Consider the following 19,608-nt stretch of genomic DNA (forward strand, 5'->3'; position numbering starts at 1 on the left):
CGTGGCCGCCACGCTGTCCAGCACGACGGTGGCCAAGCCGACCTTCACGATGCCGAACACGGCCGACCCGGTGATCTTCCAGCTCACCGTCACCGGCCCGGGCGGCACGGACGTCGCGAACGTTCAGATCAGCCCGATCCCGGACGTGCTCACCACCTCGCAGGTGGAGTTCCGTACGAGCAAGGGTGAATGGCGTGTCGTCGGTACGGCCACGGTGACCACGGGCAACCAGATCACCGTCTGGCTGGGCAACACGCTGACCGGCACCAAGCTCGGGACCGCGTCGGTCGACGCGCTCGGCGCCTGGAGCCTGCGTCTGGCCAACGGCCCGCAGCCGCCGGCCAGCCGGACGGTCAGCATCGAGAGCAGCCGCGGCGGCGTGCTGCTGGCCCAGGCGGTGGTGGTCCGCAACTGACCATCCCCTCCTAGAGCGGAGCCCCGCAGCCACCCCCCGGCTGCGGGGCTCCGTCGTGTGCGCCGCCGGTCAGCGCCAGCCGAGGTCGGGGGCCAGGAGCCGGACGACGCTGTCGAGGAGGTGGGCGTTGTAGTCGACGCCGAGCTGGTTGGGGACCGTGAGCAGGAGGGTGTCCGCGGCGGCGATCGCCTCGTCGTCGGCGAGCTCCTTGACCAGCTGCTCCGGCTCCCCGGCGTACGTCTTGCCGAAGCGGGCGGTGCCGCCGTCGATGTAGCCGACCTGGTCCTGATCCGCGCGCGCTGAGCCGAAGTAGGCCCGGTCCAGATCGCTGACGATCGGGAAGATGCTGCGGCTGACCGAGACCCGCGGCTCCCGGTCGTGGCCGGCGGCCTTCCAGGCGTCCCGGAACCGCTGGATCTGCTCGGCCTGCAGCTGGTGGAACGGCACCCCGGTGTCCTCGGTGAGCAGCGTCGAGCTCATCAGGTTCAGCCCCTGCTGCGCGGTCCACTCGGCGGTCGCCCGGCTGCCGGCGCCCCACCAGATCCGCTCGGACAGCCCGGGCGAGTGCGGCTCGATCCGGAGCAGCCCGGGCGGGTTGGGGAACATCGGCCGCGGGTTCGGACGCGCGAACCCCTCCCCCTTGATCACGTCGAGGAACGCCCGGGCGTGCTCCCGGGCCATGGCGGCGTGGTCGGAGCCCTCCTCCGGGACGTGGCCGAAGTAGCGGAAGCCGTCGATGACCTGCTCCGGTGAGCCCCGGCTGATGCCCAGCTGGAGCCGGCCCCCGGCGATCAGGTCGGCCGCGCCGGCGTCCTCGGCCATGTAGAGCGGGTTCTCGTACCGCATGTCGATCACGCCGGTGCCGATCTCGATGCGGCTCGTCCGGGCCCCGACGGCGGCCAGCAGCGGGAACGGCGAGGCCAGCTGCTGCGCGAAGTGGTGCACCCGGAAGTACGCGCCGTCGGCGCCGACCTCCTCGGCCGCCACCGCCAGCTCGATGGACTGCAGCAGCGCGTCCGCCCCGGTGCGGGTCTGCGAACCCCGCGACTGGGACCAGTGGCCGAAGGACAGGAACCCGATCTTCTTCACACCACTACCAACACCGGCGGCCGCCCAGACTTCCGGAAGGTCGGGGAGCTGATCCGGCGGGCGGTGAGCTGGTCGCCGATCGGCGCGGAGAGGTTCAGGCTCATCCGGCCGGCGGCGTTCGCGCCGGGGAGGTCGTCGCGGCCGGGCAGTGGCTCAGAGGCTGACGAGGATGACGCCGGCGGCGACGAGGACGGTCGCGGCGATGCGCCAGCGGCCGAAGCGCTCGCCGAACACGACGGTGCCGATCACCGCGCCGACGATGACGCTGGACTCGCGCAGCGCGGCGATCGGCGCCAGCGCGCCCCGGGTCTGGGCCCAGAGCACCAGCGCGTACGCGGCCAGCGACAGCAGCCCAGCGGCCAGCCCGGCCGGCAGGTGGGGCCGGACCTGCGGCCAGAGCCGGCCGCGCCGGACCGCCACCGCGGCCAGCGGCAGGACCGGCCCCTGCAACAGGAACAGCCAGCCGGTGTAGCCGGCGACCGTGTCCGCGCTCCGGACCCCGAGCCCGTCGAGGGTCGTGTACGCCGCGATGGCCACCCCGGTCAGCACGGCGGCCGCGATCGCCGGGCGCGCGGCCCGGGTGGGCACGCCGCCGGCGAACACCAGCGAGGCCAGCCCGGCCGAGATGACCAGCACTCCCAGCCACCGCAGGGGCGACAGGTGCTCGCCGGCGAAGACGGCCGCGGCCAGCGCGACCAGCCAGGGCGACGTGCCCCGGGCGATCGGATAGACCTGGCTGAACTCGCCGAGCCGGTAGGACCGCATCAGCAGCAGGTTGTAGGCCACGTGCAGCACGACCGAGCCGACGAGGTAGGGCCAGCTCGCGCGGGCCGGCGCCGAGGACAACAACACGAGCGGCACCGCCCCGACGGTGACACCCACGCCGATGAGCGCGAACCCGACCAGCTGGTCGTCGATCGCGTGGGCCAGCGCGTTCCACACCGCGTGCAACACCGCCGCACCCAGCACGGCGAGGATGACGGTGGGACCGACGGAGGAGGAGGTGGTCACGGGGGCTCCCAGGGCATGCGGGCAGGAACCCCTCCGGGCTTCTGTCCCCTGGGTCTGGGCGACCGCCGGCTGGCTGCCGGAACCGTCCTGTCGCCGCTCGGTCCAGTCCCGGCTCACCCTGATTGTGTGTGCCGTACGAGGCGGGGAGCCGACGGAACCCTAGGCGCAACCACGTGCTGACCCGAGTTTATCAGGTGTCGATACTCCTCCCATGGCTATGACTCGTCGCCGGCTCGGTGTGGCCGGGCCCGTGGTCAGTGCGGTCTCGCTCGGGTCCTGGCGGACGTTCGAGCGGATGGAGCGGGCCGACGCCGTCGCGGTGATGGTGGCCGCGCGGGAGGCGGGGATCACGTTCCTCGACGACGCCCGGTACGACGACGAGAGCGGGACCGCGCCCCTGCCGACCGGATGGTCGGAGGTCGTGTTCGGCGAGGTGTTCCGGGCCGCGGGGTGGGACCGCGACGCGGTGGTGGTCGCGAACAAGCTGTGGTGGGAGTTCTGGCCGCGCCAGGACGCCGCGGCGGAGCTGGCCGCGAGCCTGCGACGGCTGGGGCTCGACCGGGTCGACCTGATCTACGCCGAGCGGCGGCCGGCGGGCATGACGGTCGCGGACGTCGTCCGTGAGGTCAGCGGGCTTCTCCAACGGGGGAGCTCCGTGCACTGGGGACTGCTCAACTGGTCCGCGGCCGACACGGCCGAGGCGGTCGCGACCGCGGGCCGGCTCGGCGTCGCGGCGCCGGTGGCGACGCAGCTTCCGTACAGTGCCGCGCTGCGGTCGGTGGTCGAGGACCGGGAGATGACCGGGGTGCTGTCGGATACGGGGGTCTCGGTGGTCGCCTCGGCGACGCTGGCGGGTGGTCTGCTCACCGGCAAGTACGCCGACCCGGCCGCGGCCGGCCGGATGGCGGGCAAGCTGGAGGACCCGCGGGCCCGGGCCGTGCTCGCCGGGGTCCCGGCGTTCCTCGCGCTGGCCGCCGATCTCGGCGTCGCGCCGGCGGCGTTGGCGGTCGGGTACGCGCTGGCCGACCCGCGCACCGGCAGCGTGCTGCTCGGCGCCACCGCACCCGCGCAGATCGAGCAGAACGTGGCCGCGGTTCCCCTCGACGACGCCACCCGCGACCGGGTCCGCGCCTGCTTCCCCGAGCGGCCGGGCCGATGACCGGGTACGTCGTCACGTGACCGCCGTGACGCTCGACGGCGTCGGGCACTACGTCGCGATGGAGGCGCCCGACCGGCTCGCGGACGTGCTGCTGTCCGGCTACGCCCGGATCGAGAAGGGCGCGTAGGGCTACGGTGCGGGCAGGCTCGTCGGGGAGGCTGGGTCGGGGTGCTGCGGGTCTCGCTGCTCGGGGAGCAGGTCATCACCGACGATGCCACCGGCATCGTCCGTACCCGGTCGTCCCGCGCGGTCGTCCTGGTCGCCTACCTGGTCCTGCATGCGGGCGCGCCGCAGAGCCGCCAGCACCTCGCCGGGCTGTTCTGGCCGGACTCGACGGACGCGCAGGCGCTGACGAACCTCCGCCGGGAGCTGCACCACCTGCGCCAGATCCTGCCGGCGGAGCCGTCCCTGCTGGTGACGCCGCGCGACCTGTGCTGGCGGGACAGCCCGTCGTGCCGGGTCGACCTGCGGACGTTCGAGGTCCAGCGGGCCGTGGCCGTGGCCGGGGACACCGCCACCGTGCTGACCGCGGCCGCCGCCGCCCTGGCCGAGTACCGCGGCGAGCTCCTCCCGGGTGCGTACGACGACTGGCTGCCGGCGCCGCGGGCGAGGATCGAACGGGAGTGCATCGAGCTGTGCGACCGGCTCGGCCGGGCCCAGGTGCAGACCGGCGACCTGGCCGGGGCCGTCGCGACCGCCCGGCGCCGGATCGAGCTGGCGCCGCTGGAGGAGGTCGGCTACCGGACCTTGATGGAGATCCAGGCCGAGCTGGGGGACCGGGCCGGGGCGGTGAGCACGTACCACCACTGCGCGTCCGTGCTGGAGCGCGAGCTCGGCATCGAGCCCGACGAGGCCACCCGGCAGGCCCTGCGCCGGCTCGCGGTCCGGCCCGCGGCCGCGGAGCCCGACCGACCGGTCGGCCGGTCGGAGCCGCACCGGCCGACCGGCCGGTCGGGGGCGGCCGCGGCGCAGCTGGTCGGCCGGTCCGCGGAGCTCGGGCTGCTGCGGGACCGGTGGCGGGCCGCGACCGCCGGCCACGCGGAGCTGGTGCTGGTCCGCGGTGACCCGGGCGTCGGGAAGACGAGGCTGGTCGCGGAGCTGACCGAGCTGGCCCGGTCCGAGGGCGCGGTGGTGGCGGGCACCGAGTGCTTCGGCACGTCCGGGCAGCTGGCGCTGGCCCCGGTGGCGGACTGGCTGCGGGCGCCGGCGATCCGCGCGGCCACCGCGACGCTGGACCCGGTCTGGCGGGACGAGGTCGACCGGCTGGTGCCGTCCACGCCGGACCGGGGCGAGCCGGCGCTGCCGGCCCGGGCGATGGTCGACGCCTGGCAGCGGCACCGCTTCCTGGAGGGCCTGGCCCGGGCGCTGATCGGCCTGGGCCGCCCGATGCTGCTGGTGCTGGACAACCTGCAGTGGTGCGACCAGGAGACGCTCGCGTTCCTGCCGTTCTACCTGGGGCTGGCCGCCGGCGCTCCCGTGCTGGTGGCCGCGACGGTCCGGGCGGACGCCCCCGAGCTCGGCGACTGGACGGCCCGGATGCGGGCCGGCGGGCGGCTCACCGAGCTCGCGGTGAGCCCGCTGGAGGCGGCCGACACCGGCCGGCTGGCGGCGGCGATCTCCGGCTTCCCGCTGGCCGCCGACGACACCGCCCTGCTGTACGCGACGACCGGCGGCTTCCCGCTCTACGTCGTCGAGGCCGCCCGTACCACCGCCGACCTCGACCGCGCCCCGCTGCCGGTGGACGACCTGACCGCGGTCCTGCGCAACCGCCTGGACCAGGTGAGCCCCGCGGCCCGGGAGGTGGCCGCGCTGGCCGCGGCCGTCGGCCGGGACTTCACGCTGGAGCTGCTCGCCGAGGCCAGCGACCTCACCGCCGACACGGTCGTGGAGGCGATCGACGAGCTCTGGCGCCGCCGGATCGTGCGGGAGGTCCGGGAGGGCTACGACTTCTCCCACGACCTGCTCCGGGACACCGCGTACGGGCAGGTGAGCCCGCCCCGGCGCTGGCTGCTGCACCGGCGGCTCGCGCAGGGGCTGGAGCTCCTGCACGCCAGCGACACCGACGCCGTCTCGGCCCAGCTGGCCGAGCAGTACGCGCGCGGCGGCCGGCCGGAGCGGGCCGTCGCCTACTACCGGCGGGCGGCGGACATCGCGGCCGCGCGGTTCGCGCACGCCGAGGCGATCCGGCTGCACCGGGACGCGCTGGCGATCCTGCGTACGCTCCCCGCGGGCGCGGGCCGGGACGGCACCGAGCTCGACATCCTGGAGGCCATGGCCGCCCCGCTCAACGCCCGCTACGGCTACGCCTCCGTGGAGCTGCAGCGGACGATGGAGCACTCGGTTGAGCTGGCCGACGGTCTCGGCCGGGCCGCGTCGGCGTTCACCGCGCGGGTCGGGCTCTGGTCGACCCAGTTCGTACAGGGCAACCTCGACGACGGCCACCGGACCGTCACCCGCGCGCTGGCCCTGGCCGAGCCCGACTCGGAACGCGCCGGCGTCGCGCACTTCGCGTTCGGTGGGTCCTCGCTCAGCCTGGGGCGGCCGGCGGTCGGGCTGCGGCACTTCGAGATCGCGGCGACGCTCGCGCACCGGACGCCGTCGCTGACCGTCGGCACCCGCCCGGACGTGCACGGGTCGGCCTGGGCCGCGCACGCGCACTGGCTGCTGGGCCACGACGACGAGGCCCGCTCCACCCGCGCCGGGGCCATCGCGCTGGCCCGGGACATCGGGCACCCGTACAGCCTGGCGGTGGCGCTGGCGTACGGCGGGATCACCTCCCAGCTGTGCGACGACCGGGCCGAGCTGACCGAGACCGTCGCGGAGCTGACCGAGCTCTGCGGCCGGTACGGCTTCGCCTACTACCGCGAGTGGGCGCTGATCCTGGGCGGCTGGTGCCGCCAGGACGGGTCCGGTACGGAGCCGGCCCGCCAGGGGATCGCCGCGCTGCGGGCGTCGGGCTCGATGGCGCGGATGCCGTACTGGCTCGCGCTGCTGGCCGACCTGCACGTCCGCGCCGGCCGTCCGGACGCCGCGATCCCGGCCCTCGACGCCGCCCTCGCCGACGGGTACGCCCGGCACGACCTGTGGTGGCTGCCCGAGGTGCTGCGGCTGCGGGCGGCCCACGACGACCGGGACGCCGCGATCGCCCGGCTGGACGGCGCCGCCCGGATGGCCACCGAGCACGGCAGCGTCGCGCTGCTGCGCCGCTGCGAGCGCGACCGCGCGACCCGGGCGGCCTCGGCGGCCGGGGCGTTCCGCACCGTTCCGGCCGGGCCGAACGATGTGGGAACGCCCGCTTCCTAGCGTCGGTCCGGACGCGCTCGATCGGCGAGCGCCCGTTCGAAGGAACGTCATGACCACCATCGAGTCCGCCACCACCGTCTCGTACGACGAGCTGGTCGCGGCGCTGCGCGGCGAGCTCATCACCCCGCACGATCCCGGCTACGACGGGGCCCGCGCCGTCTACAACGGCATGATCGACCAGCATCCGGCGGCGATCGCCCGCTGCCGCGACACCGCGGACGTCGTCGCCTGCGTACGATTCGCGCGCCAGCACGGCATCGAGATCGCGGTCCGCGGCGGCGGCCACAACGCCGCCGGCCTGGGCGTCCGCGACGATGCCCTGGTGATCGACCTCTCGCTGCTGCGCAGCACCACGGTCGACCCCGACAACCACACCGTCCGCGTCGACGGCGGCGCCACCTGGGCCGACGTCGACCACGCGACCGTCGCGTTCGGAATGGCGACCCCGTCGGGGTTCCTGTCCTCCACCGGCGTCGGCGGGCTCACCCTCGGCGGCGGCATCGGCTACCTGTCCCGGCGGTTCGGCCTGACCGTGGACAACCTGCTCGCCGCCGACGTCGTCCTGGCCGACGGCTCGGTCGTGACGGCGAGCGAGAGCTCGCACCCCGACCTGTTCTGGGCGCTGCGCGGGGGCGGCGGCAACTTCGGCATCGTCACCTCGTTCACCTTCCGCTGCCACGACATCGGCGAGCACGGCGTGATCGTCGGCGGTCCGGTGCTGTACGACTTCGCCGACACCGCCGAGGTCATGCGCTGGTACCGGGAGCTCGTCCCGTCCCTGCCGGAGGAGCTCGACGGCTGGCTCGCGCTGCTGACGATCCCGCCGGCGCCGCCGTTCCCGGAGGAGCTGTGGGGGCGTAAGGCCTGCGGCATCGTCTGGTGCTACACCGGCCCGCACGACCGGGCCGACGAGGTCCTCGGCGCGGTGACGAGCTTCGGGTCGCCGATGCTGAACGGCATCCACGCGATGCCGTTCACCGCGCTGCAGAGCGCCTTCGACCCGTTCTACCCGGCGGGCCTGCAGTGGTACTGGCGGGCCGACTTCTTCGCCGAGATCTCGGACGCGGGGATCGAGGTCCACCAGAAGTACGGCGCGCTGCTGCCGACCGGGCACTCCACCATGCACCTCTACCCGATCGACGGCGCCGCTTCGCGGGTGGCCGAGGACGCGACCGCCTTCTCGTACCGGGACGGTGGGTGGGCCGGCGTCATCGTCGGCGTCGATCCCGACCCGGCCAACGCCGAGCTCATCTCGCAGTGGGCCCGCGACTACTGGGACGAGCTGCACCCGACCTCGGCCGGCGGCGCGTACGTCAACTTCCTCATGGAGGAGGGGCAGGACCGGATCCGGGCCGCGTACCGCGGGAACTACGACCGGCTCGCGCAGGTGAAGCGCCGCTACGACCCGGACAACGCGCTGCACATCAACCAGAACATCCGCCCCGCCGGCTAGTCACCTCGCCACCGGCGGCCGGCCATCCGGCCGCCGGTCCCGGCGTCGTCCGAGGACCGGGCTTAGGTCACTGTAGGTGGTGGTTCGATCACATTCGGCCGTTCGGCCCTGATCAGCCGGTCCCGTACGGCACCATGCGCCAGGGGTTGCCATCTGCGTCATGGGGGAGCACGTGGCTGAGACAACGACGGTCGCTCTGATCGACGACCATCGGACATTGCTGGATCTGCTCACGTTCGCGATCTCGGTCGAGGACGACCTCGACGTGGTCGGTACGGCGACGACCGCGGCCGAGGGGCTGCTGCTGGTCGGGCGCACCGAACCGGACGTGGTGCTGCTCGACCTGCTGCTGCCGGACAGCGACGGGGTCGCCGTCGCCTCCACGCTCGCGGTGCGCCACCCGCGGATCCGGGTGGTGATGCTGACCGCGTGCCAGGACGCCGAGCTGATCGCCCGGGCCGCGGGCGCCGGCGTCGCCGCCCTGGTGGCGAAGTCCGGTGCGCTGCACCAGGTCCTCGACATGATCAGGGCGTCCCGGAGCGGGGCGATGATCGTCGACCCGGCCCTGCTGGCGATGCTGCAGCCGGTGGTGCGGCCGCGGGAGCTCCGGCCGGCGGAGGCGTACCTGCCGGCGCTGACCGCGCGCGAGCAGTCCGTCCTGACCCTCCTGAGCCACGGCAAGGACGCCCGCGTGATCGCCCACGAGCTGTCGATCAGCCTGCACACCTGCCGGGGCCACCTGAAGAGCATCCTCATGAAGCTCGACAGCCATTCCCAGCTGGAGGCCGTGGTCAAGGCCGGCCGGCTGGGGATGCTGTCCGCACCGGAGCTGGCCGCGGTGGCCGGCTGATCAGCTGAGCTGCTCGGTCAGGGTCGAGACGGCCAGGTCCACCTGGCCGCGGTCGTAGCCGCGGAGCGTGAGGTCGAACGGCTGAGGCAGGGCGTCGAGTATCGCGCTGCGGCAAGCCTGACCCACCTGCTCAGCGGCGAAGTGGGTACCTGGTGCAGCTAATCGGTCACCGCTGGTGACTATCTGCGTCCGGCCATCGAGGCTGCCGTCCGTAGATCCGTAGATCCGTAGATCCGCCGGCGCCGCGTCAGCGAACCGGCGTCCGGCCCGAGGCGGAGATGAGCGGGGCGGTGGCCAGGTCCATGCGGCCGGTGGCGACGTTGGCCAGGTGCCGGTCGATCTCGGCGTCGGTGGCGATGCCGGCGGTGACGAGGCGGTCGCGGATCTGCCGGACGGTGGCGTGCTCCAGCGCGGTGCAGGCCGGCGAGGCGACCGGGAAGTAGGCGTCGGCCCGGACGTCGAGCAGCCCGGCGTCGCGCAGCAGGCGGGGCACCGTCCGCCCGAAGGTGAGGTCGGCGCCGCGGCCGGCCATGAGGGTCCGGAAGCCCTGCCGGAGCCGGTTGGCCAGCTGCTCGGCCGGGCCGTGCTCGTCCGGGCACAGCAGCGGCTGCAGTCCGGGGTCGGCGTCCTCGACGACCAGCCACCCGCCGGGTCGCAGTGCTCCGATCATGCTGGCGAGCGCGGCCACCCGCTGCGGGACGTGGACCAGCACGAGGCGGGCGTGGACGAGGTCGAAGGGCCCGTCCGGCGCCGGGTCGATCCCGACGTCGTGCCGGCGCACCTCGTACCCGGCGTCGGCCGGCATCCAGCCGGTGTCGATGTCGGTGGCCAGGACCCGCCCGCCCGGGCCGGCCCGCCCGGCCAGCCAGGCCGGCACGCTCGGGCCGCCCGCCCCGACCTCCCAGCACCGCCAGCCCGGCCCGACGCCGGCCGCGTCCAGGTGCCGGAACGTCACCGGGTCCAGCAGGTCCGCGAGCGCGTCGAAGCGCTGCCCGGCCTCGGCCTGCCGGTTGTCCAGCAGATACCCCTCGTCGGTCGCCACCCGCCCATCCTGACCGCCGGCCCCGCGGTCCGCGGCTGCCGTGATCGACGTCTCTAGATCAGCTGGGTGTAGCGGTCTTCGAGGTGGTCGAGGATGTCGGCGGCGTCCAGGGTGTCCTCGACCGTGGCCGCCGCCTCGATCCGATCGCCGAGGGCGTTGGCGTCGGCCCGGAACCGCTCGCGCAGCGCCACGATCTCGGCCAGTGCACGCCGACGCGAGTCGCCCTGGACCCTCCCGGCGTTGCGGGCGAACGTCTCCGCGGCCTGGATCCGCCCGTCCAGCTCCCTGTCCTGCCGGCGGCGCCAGTCCTGGTAGCGGCGCCAGAGCTCGGCGCGACGGATCCGCGCGCCGGCCGACACCTGCTGGCCGAGCGCGTCGTCGACGGCGTGCCGTACGTCCGGGACCGCGATGTCGGGCCGGAGGAGCAGCTCCTCGACGCCGTACTTCTCCAGGACGGTCGCCCCGCCCGGCGGCGCGTCGGCCACGACGATCCGGCGGGTGTCCGGATAGGCCGTGCGCAGCAGGTGGAGCAGGTCGTCGCCGCGCGGGTCCGGGCCGGCGGCGAGGTCCAGGTCGACCAGCGCCAGGTCGTACGCGGGCCCGGTCCGCAGCCGGGTCAGGGCCTCGTCGTAGCTGCTGGCCAGGTCGACGTGGTACTCGGCCAGGGCCTGCCGGACGGCGTCCCGCCACCCCGGCTCGTCGTCCACCTGCAGGATGCGGGCCATCTCCACGCGACCCTCATCCCTCGCAGTTCCAGTGGTCCATGTGCGGCCCCTTCCTCATCGGCCGGCCTCCGAGTGCCGCGCTGGGTGGGGTGGCCAGCGGTCGCCGCGCCGGTCGTGACCAGCGCGGCGGCCGGGCCCCCGATGCCGGGACGACCCGCCGGGCGCACAGTCCGGACGGCCACCGTCGACACGCCGCGACCCCCGTGATCGCGACACGGCGACGCTACTGACGGCTCCGGCTGCTTGCCGAGACGAAAGCGGTCACCAGGCCCAGGCGAAGCCGTAGCACCAGCTGGGCACGAGCCGCTCGAACCGGCGCTCGAAGCGGCCGTCCTCGCCCCGCGGGACGAGCTGGCCGGGCGCGGGGTGTTCGGCGTCGACGATGTCGGGGACGGCGAACCACCAGACCGACCCGGGCACCGCCGGCGCGGCGAAGCCGGCGCTCAGCAGCAGCTGCTCGCTGCCGCCGGTGGCGAGGTACCGGAGCCGGGGCGCGGCCGGGACCTCGCTGTGGACCTCGACCCGGAAGGCGACGGTGTGCGGCGCCGGATCCTCCGGGGCCAGCTCGCGGTCGAGCCGGAAGTACGCCCCGATCGCCCCGCTGGGACTGGCCTGGGCGGCCGCCACGACGGCGCCGGACAGCGCCTCGACGCTGAGCACGCCGGGCCGCTGGTCGGCCGGATAGTTGAAGCCGGTGTAGTACATCCGTACGCCCGGGGAATTGGCGGTCAGCGCGATCTCGCACACGACATCACGAATGGCACCGGTGGGCCCGAATTCGTAATGGGCCCGCGTCGAGGCGACGTGGTAATGCCGCTGTACGTCCTGCCGGCCGCCCACCTCGGTCATGTCCCGCGGCGGCCCGGCCGCTGGTTCCCCGCCCTGCCGGCGGCGCCGGGCCGCGTTCCGGCTGGCCGCGACCATCTGCTCGTAGAGCGCGTAGATCTCGACGCTCACGCTGCCCGGCATCGCCACGTAGCTCTCGATCAGCTCCGGCGACGGGGTGGTGGCGCCGGCCTCGACCAGAGAGATGTGGCCGGAGCTGAAGTACACCTGGCCTTTCGGGACCTGGCGGGTGCTGATGCCGGCCCGGGTCCGCGTCGCCCGCAGCGACCGGCCGAGGCGCGTGTGGGCGTCGCTCAGGGCCTGCGCCGGTGGCATCCGGACGTCCTCCGCGGGTGGTGGAAACGGGCGAGCAACCCTACGTCGCCCACGGCAGGCCGGCGACATCCCCGTTTCCCGGGGTTGTGTTTCCTGTTCGTACGGGAAACGGGAAACCCATTCCGCCGGGATGGTCCGGCGGTGCACATTCGACTTACCGAAATACGGCACTGAATTCGGACCCGGGGACGCCCGGGAAGTCGAATTGCCGTTCCTTTCGGAATCCCATTCCTGTCCGGCTGGAGCCGGACCTCTTTCGCAAGAGAAGAGGTGTTCCGCATGGACTGGCACGGTCTGATCGTCATCCTCAGCCACGTCGCGTCGCTGCTCGGCTGACCCCGACACTCGACCGCCCCGATCCCGGCCGCCCCGGCCGGGATCGGGGCCTAATCCTTTGTGGACAGTGCGCGGCGGGCGCCGGCCTCGCCGACGGTGCCGGCGTCGAGGAACACCTGGTGTTCGTCCGCCTCCCGCCAGCGTTCGCCGGCGTCGTCCCGGTTCCCGGCCGCGGCGGCGGCGTTGCCCAGCCCGGTCAGCGCGCGGACGAGCTCGTATCTCGATTCCGGCCGGGCCCTCTCGGCCGCCGCGGCGTAGTCGCGGGCGGCGGCGTCGTACCGGCCGGCCCGGTAGTGGACCCAGCCGGCACAGTTCGCGGTCATCGCTTGGTCCACCGGCGTCTGGGCCAGCGCGGTCGCCTCCCGGACGTACTCGGAGGCGTCGTGGCCGAGCTCGGCCGCGGCCAGCGCCAGCCCCCGCAGCGCGATGCACTCGTTGCGGGGCCGCCCCAGCCGCCGGTAGTCGGCCAGCACGACCTCGAACCCGCGCCGGGCCTGCTCGTACGCGCCCTCGTAGAGACGCACCCAGGCCAGGCTCGACCGCGAGTCGAGAGCGCCGCGCTCGTCGCCGACGGCCCCGAAGACCTCCTCGGCGGCGAGGTGGCAGCGTGCGGCCTCGGCCGGGTCGCCGCTCTCCAGGTAGGCCATGCCGAGGCTGTTCAGCGACATCCCCACCCAGGCGGCCTGCCCGGCCTGCTCGGCTGCGGCCAGGGCGATCCGTCCACTGTGGAGCCAGGGCCCGGTCAGCCGTTCCCGGAAGAAGTAGCCGCGCAGCAGGAAGCCCAGCTGCCAGCAGCGTTCGTCCAGCCCGGCGGCGCGGGCCTGGTCGGCCACGGCGACCGCGACCGGCCACTGCCGGCGCAGCCACTCGCCTGCCTCGGCCGCGGTGCCGAACCCCGCCGCCGCGGGCCAGCCTGATCCGGGCCGGTGCCGGTGCGGCTCGATCACGGCGTCCGCGGCGGCGACGCGGGCGACGAGGTGGTCGACCAGCCGGCGGACCGCGCCGTCCCGGTACGCCGCCGGCAGGCGGGGGAGCTCGGTCGCCGCCAGGTGGGCCCGGACCAGGTCGGGCAGGACGACGAACCCGCCGGGTTCGCGGGTGACGAGGCAGGACTCGTACAGCCGGATCAGCACCGACTCGACCTCGATCGGCGGGAGCCCGGCCAGCGCCGCCGTCGCCGGCAGGTCGGCCGCCGGTCCCGGATGCAGGCCGAGCAGGACGAGCAGGTCGCGTTCGCCGCCGGCGAGACCGTCGAGGGAGACGGCGAAGACCGCGGCCATGCTGCGTTCGCCGTCGTCCATGGCCGGGATCCGGCTGGCCTCGTCCGTGAGCCGGTCGAGGATCTCGGCCGGGGTCCAGCCGCCGCGGCGTACCCGGGCCGCGACGATGCGGATCGCCAGCGGCACCGACCCGCAGCGCCGGACGAACTCGTCGACGGGATCGCCGGGCGGCGTCCCCGAGATCTGCCGGAACAACGCGCCGGCGGGGTCGTCCGGCAGCGGCCCGAGCTCCAGGTGGTCGGCGTCGTCGAGCGCGGTGAGCCGGCGGCGGCTGGTGACGAGCACCCGGCAGCCCGGGCCGCCGGAGCGCAGGCTCCGCAGCTGCCCGGCGCTGGTCGCGTCGTCGACCAGCAGCAGGATCCGCTTCCGCCGCACCCGGTCGCGGAACAGGAGGGCCCGGCCGGCCAGGTCGGGGGGTATGCGGCGGCCGGGGACGCCGAGCGCCCGCAGGGCCCGGTCCAGGCACTCGGACTCCGTCGGCGCCGTCGCGCCCGGGGGACCGAGGTCGACGAGGAACTGGCCGTCCGGGAAGCGTTCGGCCACCGCGCGGGCGGCCGCGACCGCCACCGTCGTCTTGCCGATGCCGCCGAGGCCGGTGACCACGTGCACCGCCGGTCGGCCGGACAGGGCCGTCGCCAGGCGGTCGATCTCCGCCGCGCGCCCGACGACCGGGGTCGGCAGGGCGGGCAGCGCCGTCACCGGCTCCCGGTCGTGCTCGCCCTCGTCCGGGACGAGCGCGAGCAACTCCCCGTCGGCGTCCAGCACCCGGTCGCAGATCTCGGCGAGGGAGCGGTTGGGCGGGGCGTTCCCGGTCTCGACCTTGCTCAGGTAGCCCTTGCTGAAGTGCGTCAGCGGGGCGAACTGCGTCAACGACAGGCCGGCGGCCTCTCGGCGTCGGCGCAACTCTGCACCGAACTCGGCCATGCGCCGATGCTCTCACAAGGCTTGATCAGGAGTCGATCACCGTCGCGGACAGCGGCGGACCGGACCGTCACGTGTGGACGGTCAGGGCGGCGATGAGGGCGGCCGCTTCCTCGTCGGAGACGTCGGCGGTCGCGACGCCGACGGTGATCTCGATCATCGACACGTCCGGAAGGGCCGTCGCCGACACCCGGTCGGCGATCCAGACGCCCGTCTCCACCGCGGCCCGGGTGAGGGCGGCGGCGACGGCCTCCGGCCGGCCGGGCAGGTGGACCTGGAACGCCGTGGTGTGCGGCGGGTCCGGCACGATCGTCGCCCGGCCGGTGCCGGCCAGCGCGGCGGCCAGGCTGACGGCCCGCTCGTGGTGCCCGGCCATCGCCGGGAGGTGGCGGGTGAGCCCGTCCAGCGCCGACAGCGCGTACGGGTAGGCGGCGTAGAGGCTGCCACCGTGCCGGGTGATCCAGACCGCCGATTCCGCCAGGACGTCCGGCGGGGCGGTCAGGGCGCAACCGGCCAGCCCGCCGAGTCCTTTGTAGAACGACACGTAGACGGAGTCCGCCAGCGCGGCGATCTCGGTCAGGGAATGGCCGAGGTACGGCACGGACTCCCAGAGCCGGGCGCCGTCGATGTGCAGCGGCACCGCGTTCTCGTGGCACCAGGCCGAGATCGCGACCAGCTCGTCCCAGGACGGCAGCAGGTAACCGGCCCGGCGCAGCGGCAGCTCGACCACGACGGCGCCGAGCCGCCCGGTCGCGGCCGCCAGGTCCGCGGCCGTGAACGGGAGGTGCCGGCCCAGCCGGACCGGCCGGAGCCCGTGCAACCGCTCGTACGCGGAGGCCTCGTCCAGGTCGAGATGGCTCTGCGGGTGCACGGCGACGTCCGGCGAGCCGCGCCGGTCGGTCCACACCCGCAGCACCGCCTGCTGCGCGATGACGCCCTTGATCACGAACAACGCCGTCGGCGTGCCGAGGAGGTCGGCGACCTGGGCCTCCAGCGCCTGCACCACGGTGCCGGTGCCGTACCGGTCCGGGGGTCCGTCGGCGATCGGGGAGTCGGCCAGTTCCCGCAGGCGGGAGCGCATGTCCTGCGGGGGATGGCCGGACAGCCACCGGCGTACGTTCCGCCGGGCCGGGTGTCCGGACAGGTCGACCTGCTCCATGCCGGCTCCTCCCGCCGTCAGCCGGTCGGGCCGCCGGCGAAGCCGATCTCGTTGCCATCGGGGTCGTGGAAGATCACCTTGCGGACGCCGTTGTCGTACTCCTCGGTCGAGGCCGGTTCCAGCCCCCGGGACCCGATGCCCGTGATCCGCTCGTCGAGGTCGTCGACGAACACGGTGTGCAGGGCGTAACCGGCCCGCTCGGGCAGCACCTCGATGTAGAGGTGACGGTTCTCGGCGAGCTCCCAGACCGCCTCGGTCGCGTTCGGCCGGAACGCGGGCCCGGACCCGAGCAACTGCCCGTACCAGCCCAGGGCCCGCTCGTAGTCGCTCACCGGAACACCCGCGAAGAGGTCGACCGTCATCCGTCGACGCTAGCCGGTGCGATGCCGTGCGGGCGGGTGGGGTGGTTCGACCGGTTGAGCGGTCGGTGGACGGGGAACGATCATGTGGTCCAGTCCTCGCCCCGGAGGTGCAGGCATGCGTGCCGGTGTCGTCGTCGTCCTCATCTGGCTGATCATCGGCGCGATCGCAGCCGGGCAGCGCCACTACTTCTCGGGCTCGGACGCGAGCTGCGCGAAGACCGGGACCATCCTGGTCACGATCGTCGCCGGGCCGCTGAACTACGTCGGCGTCAACCCGAAGATCCGCTGCAGCGTGCCCGAACCGACCAAGTAGGACAGCCTCGGCCGGTCAGTGGCGCCGGGTGGCGCGGACGACGACGTCGTCGAGGGACACCTCGTGGCCGTCGGGGCCGGTGAGGGTGCGGCGGCGTTCCCCGGCGGTGACGACGTCCCACCGGGTGTCGTCCAGGCGCGCGGTGACCGCCGCCGCGGTCGCCGACGCCTCGGCGGGCGGACGGTGCCCGTGCCCGTGGCCGTCGTGGGTGTGCAGGTGCCCGACGATCAACAGGGTGCCGCCCGGTGCCACCCAGGCGGCGATGCGCTCGTAGAAGTCCAGCTGCGGTATGGCCGGGTGGGCGTAGTGGGTCGTGACCAGGTCGAACTGCGTACCGGGGTCCCAGACGCTCAGGTCCGCCTGGACCCACCGCACCCGCGCGGCGGCGTCGCTCGCGGCCGCGCGGGCCAGGGCCTCGGACGAGATGTCCGCCGCGGTCACCTCCCAGCCGGCGGCGGCGAGCCAGCGGGCCTCGGCGCCGGCGCCACATCCCGCGTCCAGCGCCGTACCCGCTGGCAGGTCGCCGATCTCCTGGGCCAGGTACGGGTTCGGCGGGCTCCCGCCGGCCCGGCCCTCCTGCCAGTGCTGGTCCCAGAACCCCTTGTCGAAGCGGTGTGTCATCGGGTCGACCCCTCTCCGGTCCGGCCCCGAGGGTGCCGACCGGAGCGACGGATCCGCAAACTCTGTTGCCGAATGGCAAACTGACAGCATGGGCGACGACCTGGACCGCACGCTCGACGCCGTCGGACCGCGGCTGAGGCAGCTCCGCGTCCGACGGGACGTCACCCTCGCCGGCCTCGCCGCGGAGACCGGGATCTCCACCAGCACGCTGTCCCGGCTCGAGGCGGGCCTCCGACGGCCGACGCTCGAACAGCTGCTTCCGCTCGCGCGCGCCTACGGGGTCACCATCGACGAGCTCGTCGACGCCCCGCCGACCGGGGATCCGCGCATCAACCTCCGTCCGATCGCCAACCGGGACGGGTCGACGGTCGTGCCGCTGACCCGGCGGGCCGGCGGCATCCAGGCGTACAAGTTCGTGCTCCCGGCCGGGGCCGACGATGCCGAGCCCGCCCTGCGTACGCACGAGGGGTACGACTGGGTCTTCGTCCTCGACGGCACGCTGCGCCTGGTCCTCGGCGAGCACGACCTCCGCCTCCGACCCGGCGAGGCCGCGGAGTTCGACACCCGTACTCCGCACTGGTTCGGAGCCACCGCGGCCGGCTCGGTCGAGTTCCTCAGCCTCGTCGGCAAGCAGGGTGAACGCGCACACGTCCGCGCCGCCCCCCGGCGCGGTTAGGGTCGGGTCATGGCCTCGGTGACGAGCAGCGACGGGGTACGGCTGAACTACGTCGACGAGGGCGAGGGAGCCGCGGTCGTGCTGATCGCCGGGTTCGCGAACCCGCGCTCGCCGGAGCTCCGGCCGCTGCTGCAGGACCACGCCGAGGCCGACCGGCTCGACGTGATCGCCCGGCTCGGGGTGCCCGGCCTGTTCCTGGCCGGGCGGCAGGGCCAGTTCTGGCCGTGGCAGCACGCCACGGCGATGGCCGGGACGAACAAGCCGGCCGAGGCGGTCGTCCTCGACGAGTGCGGCCACGCCGCCGACCTCGACCCCCAACCCGACCTGGTGAACGCCGCGATCCTGGAGTTCCTGCGATGAGCACTCTCGCCGAGACGCTGCGCGGCCTGACCGTCGTGACCGACCCCGACGTGCTGCGCACGCTCGGGCACGACGAGGCCGAGTGGGCGCCGGCCGGCGACGCGGTCGGCGCCGTCCGGGCCCGCTCGACCGAGGACGTCCGGCGGATCGTCGCCGCCTGCGCCGAACGCGGCATCCCGATCGTGGCCCGCGGCGCCGGGACCGGCCTGTCCGGCGGAGCCAACGCCGTCGACGGCGGCCTGATCCTGGATCTGTCCACAATGGACCAGATCCTGGAGATCGACACCGAGAACATGATCGCGGTGGTCCAGCCCGGGGTGGTCAACGACGACCTCAAGGCGGCGGTGGCCGAGCACGGGCTCTGGTATCCGCCCGACCCGGCCAGCGCGCCCTGGTCGACCATCGGCGGCAACGTGGCCACCAACGCCGGCGGGCTGTGCTGCCTGAAGTACGGGGTGACCCGGGACTACGTGCTGGGTCTGGAGGCCGTGGTGGGCGGGCCGGCCGGTGCGTACGGGACGGTGGTCCGGCTCGGCCGGCGGACGACCAAGGGCGTCAGCGGGTACGACCTGACCGGCCTGTTCGTCGGCTCGGAGGGCACGTTCGGCGTGATCACCGAGATCACGCTGCGGCTGCGCCCGGCCCGGGCGGAAGCCCCCCGGACGGTGGTCGGCGCCTTCGACACCGTGATCGCCGCCGGCGAGGCGGTCGCCGCGACCACCCGCAGCGGGCTGGTCCCGGCGGCGCTGGAGATGCTCGACCGGTTCACCCTGCGCGCGGTCGAGGACTGGAAGCACCTGGGCCTGGACGCCGACGCCGAGGTGCTGCTGCTGGCCCAGCTCGACGCGCCCGGCCAGGCCGGCGACCAGGAGGCGGCCGCGCTGGCCGAGGTGTTCCGCGGCGCCGGGGCGCTGTGGGCCGAGCAGTCGACCGACGAGGTCGAGGCGGAGGCGCTGTTCGCGGCCCGGCGGCTGGCGTACCCGGCGCTGGAACGGCTCGGGCCGCTGCTGACCGAGGACGTCTGCGTGCCCCGGTCGAAGGTGCCGGCGATGCTGGCCGCGATCGAGGACATCGCCAGACGGCACGACACGAGCATCTCCACGATCGCGCATGCCGGCGACGGCAACCTGCACCCGCTGATCCGTACGCCGGTCGGCGACGACGAGGCCCGGGAGCGGGCCCAGAAGGCGTTCGACGAGCTGCTGGTGGTGGCCATCGAGCTGGGCGGCACGATCACCGGCGAGCACGGGGTCGGCCTGCTCAAGCGCGGCGGCATGCGCCTGGAACTCTCGCCGGAGGTGCTGGCCATGCAGCAGGCGGTGAAGCAGACCCTGGACCCGCTGAACCTGTTCAACCCCGGCAAGGTCGTCGG

The 19,608-nt window shown here is 74.3% G+C and carries 19 protein-coding genes; 9 read left to right on the forward strand and 10 right to left on the reverse strand.

Annotated elements, in window-relative coordinates; all coding sequences use genetic code 11:
* Positions 1-415: hypothetical protein (locus tag VGP36_26050; protein HEV7658177.1), on the forward strand; the 415-nt coding region annotated here is incomplete at its 5' end.
* Positions 416-484: 69 nt separating this feature from the next.
* Here the strand turns inward: VGP36_26050 and VGP36_26055 are convergent.
* Positions 485-1,504, reverse strand: a complete 1,020-nt coding sequence (locus tag VGP36_26055) for an LLM class flavin-dependent oxidoreductase (GenBank protein ID HEV7658178.1) — start codon at positions 1,502-1,504, stop codon at positions 485-487.
* Positions 1,505-1,657: 153 nt separating this feature from the next.
* Entirely contained in the window at positions 1,658-2,515 is an 858-nt protein-coding gene (locus tag VGP36_26060; protein ID HEV7658179.1) for a DMT family transporter, read from the reverse strand.
* Between the two features lie 211 nt (positions 2,516-2,726).
* Here VGP36_26060 and VGP36_26065 point away from each other — a divergent pair, with 211 nt between their 5' ends.
* The 4 genes from VGP36_26065 to VGP36_26080 all read left to right on the forward strand — a co-directional run bounded on the left by VGP36_26065 (position 2,727) and on the right by VGP36_26080 (position 9,280).
* Positions 2,727-3,674 carry an aldo/keto reductase gene (locus tag VGP36_26065; protein ID HEV7658180.1) on the forward strand — a complete coding sequence of 316 codons (948 nt, stop codon included), beginning with the start codon at positions 2,727-2,729 and terminating at the stop codon, positions 3,672-3,674.
* Positions 3,675-3,842: 168 nt separating this feature from the next.
* Positions 3,843-6,977 carry an AAA family ATPase gene (locus VGP36_26070; GenBank protein HEV7658181.1) on the forward strand — a complete coding sequence of 1,045 codons (3,135 nt, stop codon included), beginning with the start codon at positions 3,843-3,845 and terminating at the stop codon, positions 6,975-6,977.
* Positions 6,978-7,026: 49 nt separating this feature from the next.
* A complete protein-coding gene (locus tag VGP36_26075) occupies positions 7,027-8,430 on the forward strand; it encodes an FAD-binding oxidoreductase (protein ID HEV7658182.1) in 1,404 nt (467 codons plus the stop codon).
* A gap of 172 nt (positions 8,431-8,602) precedes the next feature.
* Positions 8,603-9,280 (forward strand): response regulator transcription factor, encoded by a 678-nt coding sequence (locus VGP36_26080; protein HEV7658183.1) that lies wholly within the window; start codon positions 8,603-8,605, stop codon positions 9,278-9,280.
* On the opposite strand, the gene VGP36_26085 is transcribed toward VGP36_26080, so the two are convergent.
* From VGP36_26085 to VGP36_26115, 7 genes are all read right to left on the reverse strand, one after another.
* Positions 9,281-9,406: a hypothetical protein gene (locus tag VGP36_26085; GenBank protein ID HEV7658184.1), complete on the reverse strand. Its 126-nt coding sequence runs from the start codon at positions 9,404-9,406 to the stop codon at positions 9,281-9,283.
* Positions 9,407-9,527: 121 nt separating this feature from the next.
* Positions 9,528-10,322, reverse strand: a complete 795-nt coding sequence (locus VGP36_26090; protein ID HEV7658185.1) for a methyltransferase domain-containing protein — start codon at positions 10,320-10,322, stop codon at positions 9,528-9,530.
* Between the two features lie 53 nt (positions 10,323-10,375).
* Positions 10,376-11,047 carry a response regulator gene (locus VGP36_26095; protein ID HEV7658186.1) on the reverse strand — a complete coding sequence of 224 codons (672 nt, stop codon included), beginning with the start codon at positions 11,045-11,047 and terminating at the stop codon, positions 10,376-10,378.
* Positions 11,048-11,308: 261 nt separating this feature from the next.
* On the reverse strand, positions 11,309-12,208 hold the full coding sequence (locus VGP36_26100; protein ID HEV7658187.1) for a hypothetical protein: 900 nt from the start codon (positions 12,206-12,208) through the stop codon (positions 11,309-11,311).
* A gap of 386 nt (positions 12,209-12,594) precedes the next feature.
* A complete protein-coding gene (locus VGP36_26105) occupies positions 12,595-14,748 on the reverse strand; it encodes a helix-turn-helix domain-containing protein (GenBank protein HEV7658188.1) in 2,154 nt (717 codons plus the stop codon).
* Between the two features lie 67 nt (positions 14,749-14,815).
* Positions 14,816-15,904 carry a beta-eliminating lyase-related protein gene (locus VGP36_26110; GenBank protein ID HEV7658189.1) on the reverse strand — a complete coding sequence of 363 codons (1,089 nt, stop codon included), beginning with the start codon at positions 15,902-15,904 and terminating at the stop codon, positions 14,816-14,818.
* A 17-nt stretch (positions 15,905-15,921) separates the two neighbouring features.
* Positions 15,922-16,266, reverse strand: coding sequence for a VOC family protein (locus VGP36_26115; protein HEV7658190.1), 345 nt, complete (start codon positions 16,264-16,266; stop codon positions 15,922-15,924).
* Between the two features lie 115 nt (positions 16,267-16,381).
* Between VGP36_26115 and VGP36_26120 the strand changes: the two genes are divergently transcribed.
* Positions 16,382-16,579: a hypothetical protein gene (locus tag VGP36_26120; protein ID HEV7658191.1), complete on the forward strand. Its 198-nt coding sequence runs from the start codon at positions 16,382-16,384 to the stop codon at positions 16,577-16,579.
* A 15-nt stretch (positions 16,580-16,594) separates the two neighbouring features.
* On the opposite strand, the gene VGP36_26125 is transcribed toward VGP36_26120, so the two are convergent.
* Positions 16,595-17,200 (reverse strand): methyltransferase domain-containing protein, encoded by a 606-nt coding sequence (locus VGP36_26125; GenBank protein HEV7658192.1) that lies wholly within the window; start codon positions 17,198-17,200, stop codon positions 16,595-16,597.
* An 88-nt stretch (positions 17,201-17,288) separates the two neighbouring features.
* Here VGP36_26125 and VGP36_26130 point away from each other — a divergent pair, with 88 nt between their 5' ends.
* The 3 genes from VGP36_26130 to VGP36_26140 form a co-directional block, all read left to right on the forward strand.
* The gene (locus VGP36_26130; GenBank protein ID HEV7658193.1) at positions 17,289-17,876 is read left to right on the forward strand and encodes an XRE family transcriptional regulator; all 588 of its coding nucleotides are present in this window, start codon (positions 17,289-17,291) and stop codon (positions 17,874-17,876) included.
* Positions 17,877-17,885: 9 nt separating this feature from the next.
* On the forward strand, positions 17,886-18,236 hold the full coding sequence (locus VGP36_26135) for an alpha/beta hydrolase (GenBank protein HEV7658194.1): 351 nt from the start codon (positions 17,886-17,888) through the stop codon (positions 18,234-18,236).
* Positions 18,233-19,608: FAD-linked oxidase C-terminal domain-containing protein (locus VGP36_26140; GenBank protein ID HEV7658195.1), on the forward strand; the 1,376-nt coding region annotated here is incomplete at its 3' end. The genes VGP36_26135 and VGP36_26140, both read left to right, overlap by 4 nt.

It is taken from the genome of Mycobacteriales bacterium (assembly GCA_035995165.1).
Lineage (GTDB): Bacteria > Actinomycetota > Actinomycetes > Mycobacteriales > CADCTP01 > CADCTP01.

Excerpts from the sequence above, each read along its gene's own strand:
- VGP36_26105 (HEV7658188.1), bottom strand. The coding sequence starts at position 14,748 with ATGGCCGAGTTCGGTGCAGAGTTGCGCCGACGCCGAGAGGCCGCCGGC.
- VGP36_26125 (HEV7658192.1), bottom strand. The coding sequence starts at position 17,200 with ATGACACACCGCTTCGACAAGGGGTTCTGGGACCAGCACTGGCAGGAG.
- VGP36_26075 (HEV7658182.1), top strand. The coding sequence starts at position 7,027 with ATGACCACCATCGAGTCCGCCACCACCGTCTCGTACGACGAGCTGGTC.
- VGP36_26120 (HEV7658191.1), top strand. The coding sequence starts at position 16,382 with ATGCGTGCCGGTGTCGTCGTCGTCCTCATCTGGCTGATCATCGGCGCG.
- VGP36_26065 (HEV7658180.1), top strand. The coding sequence starts at position 2,727 with ATGGCTATGACTCGTCGCCGGCTCGGTGTGGCCGGGCCCGTGGTCAGT.
- VGP36_26095 (HEV7658186.1), bottom strand. The coding sequence starts at position 11,047 with ATGGCCCGCATCCTGCAGGTGGACGACGAGCCGGGGTGGCGGGACGCC.
- VGP36_26135 (HEV7658194.1), top strand. The coding sequence starts at position 17,886 with ATGGCCTCGGTGACGAGCAGCGACGGGGTACGGCTGAACTACGTCGAC.
- VGP36_26130 (HEV7658193.1), top strand. The coding sequence starts at position 17,289 with ATGGGCGACGACCTGGACCGCACGCTCGACGCCGTCGGACCGCGGCTG.
- VGP36_26110 (HEV7658189.1), bottom strand. The coding sequence starts at position 15,904 with ATGGAGCAGGTCGACCTGTCCGGACACCCGGCCCGGCGGAACGTACGC.
- VGP36_26100 (HEV7658187.1), bottom strand. The coding sequence starts at position 12,208 with ATGCCACCGGCGCAGGCCCTGAGCGACGCCCACACGCGCCTCGGCCGG.
- VGP36_26115 (HEV7658190.1), bottom strand. The coding sequence starts at position 16,266 with ATGACGGTCGACCTCTTCGCGGGTGTTCCGGTGAGCGACTACGAGCGG.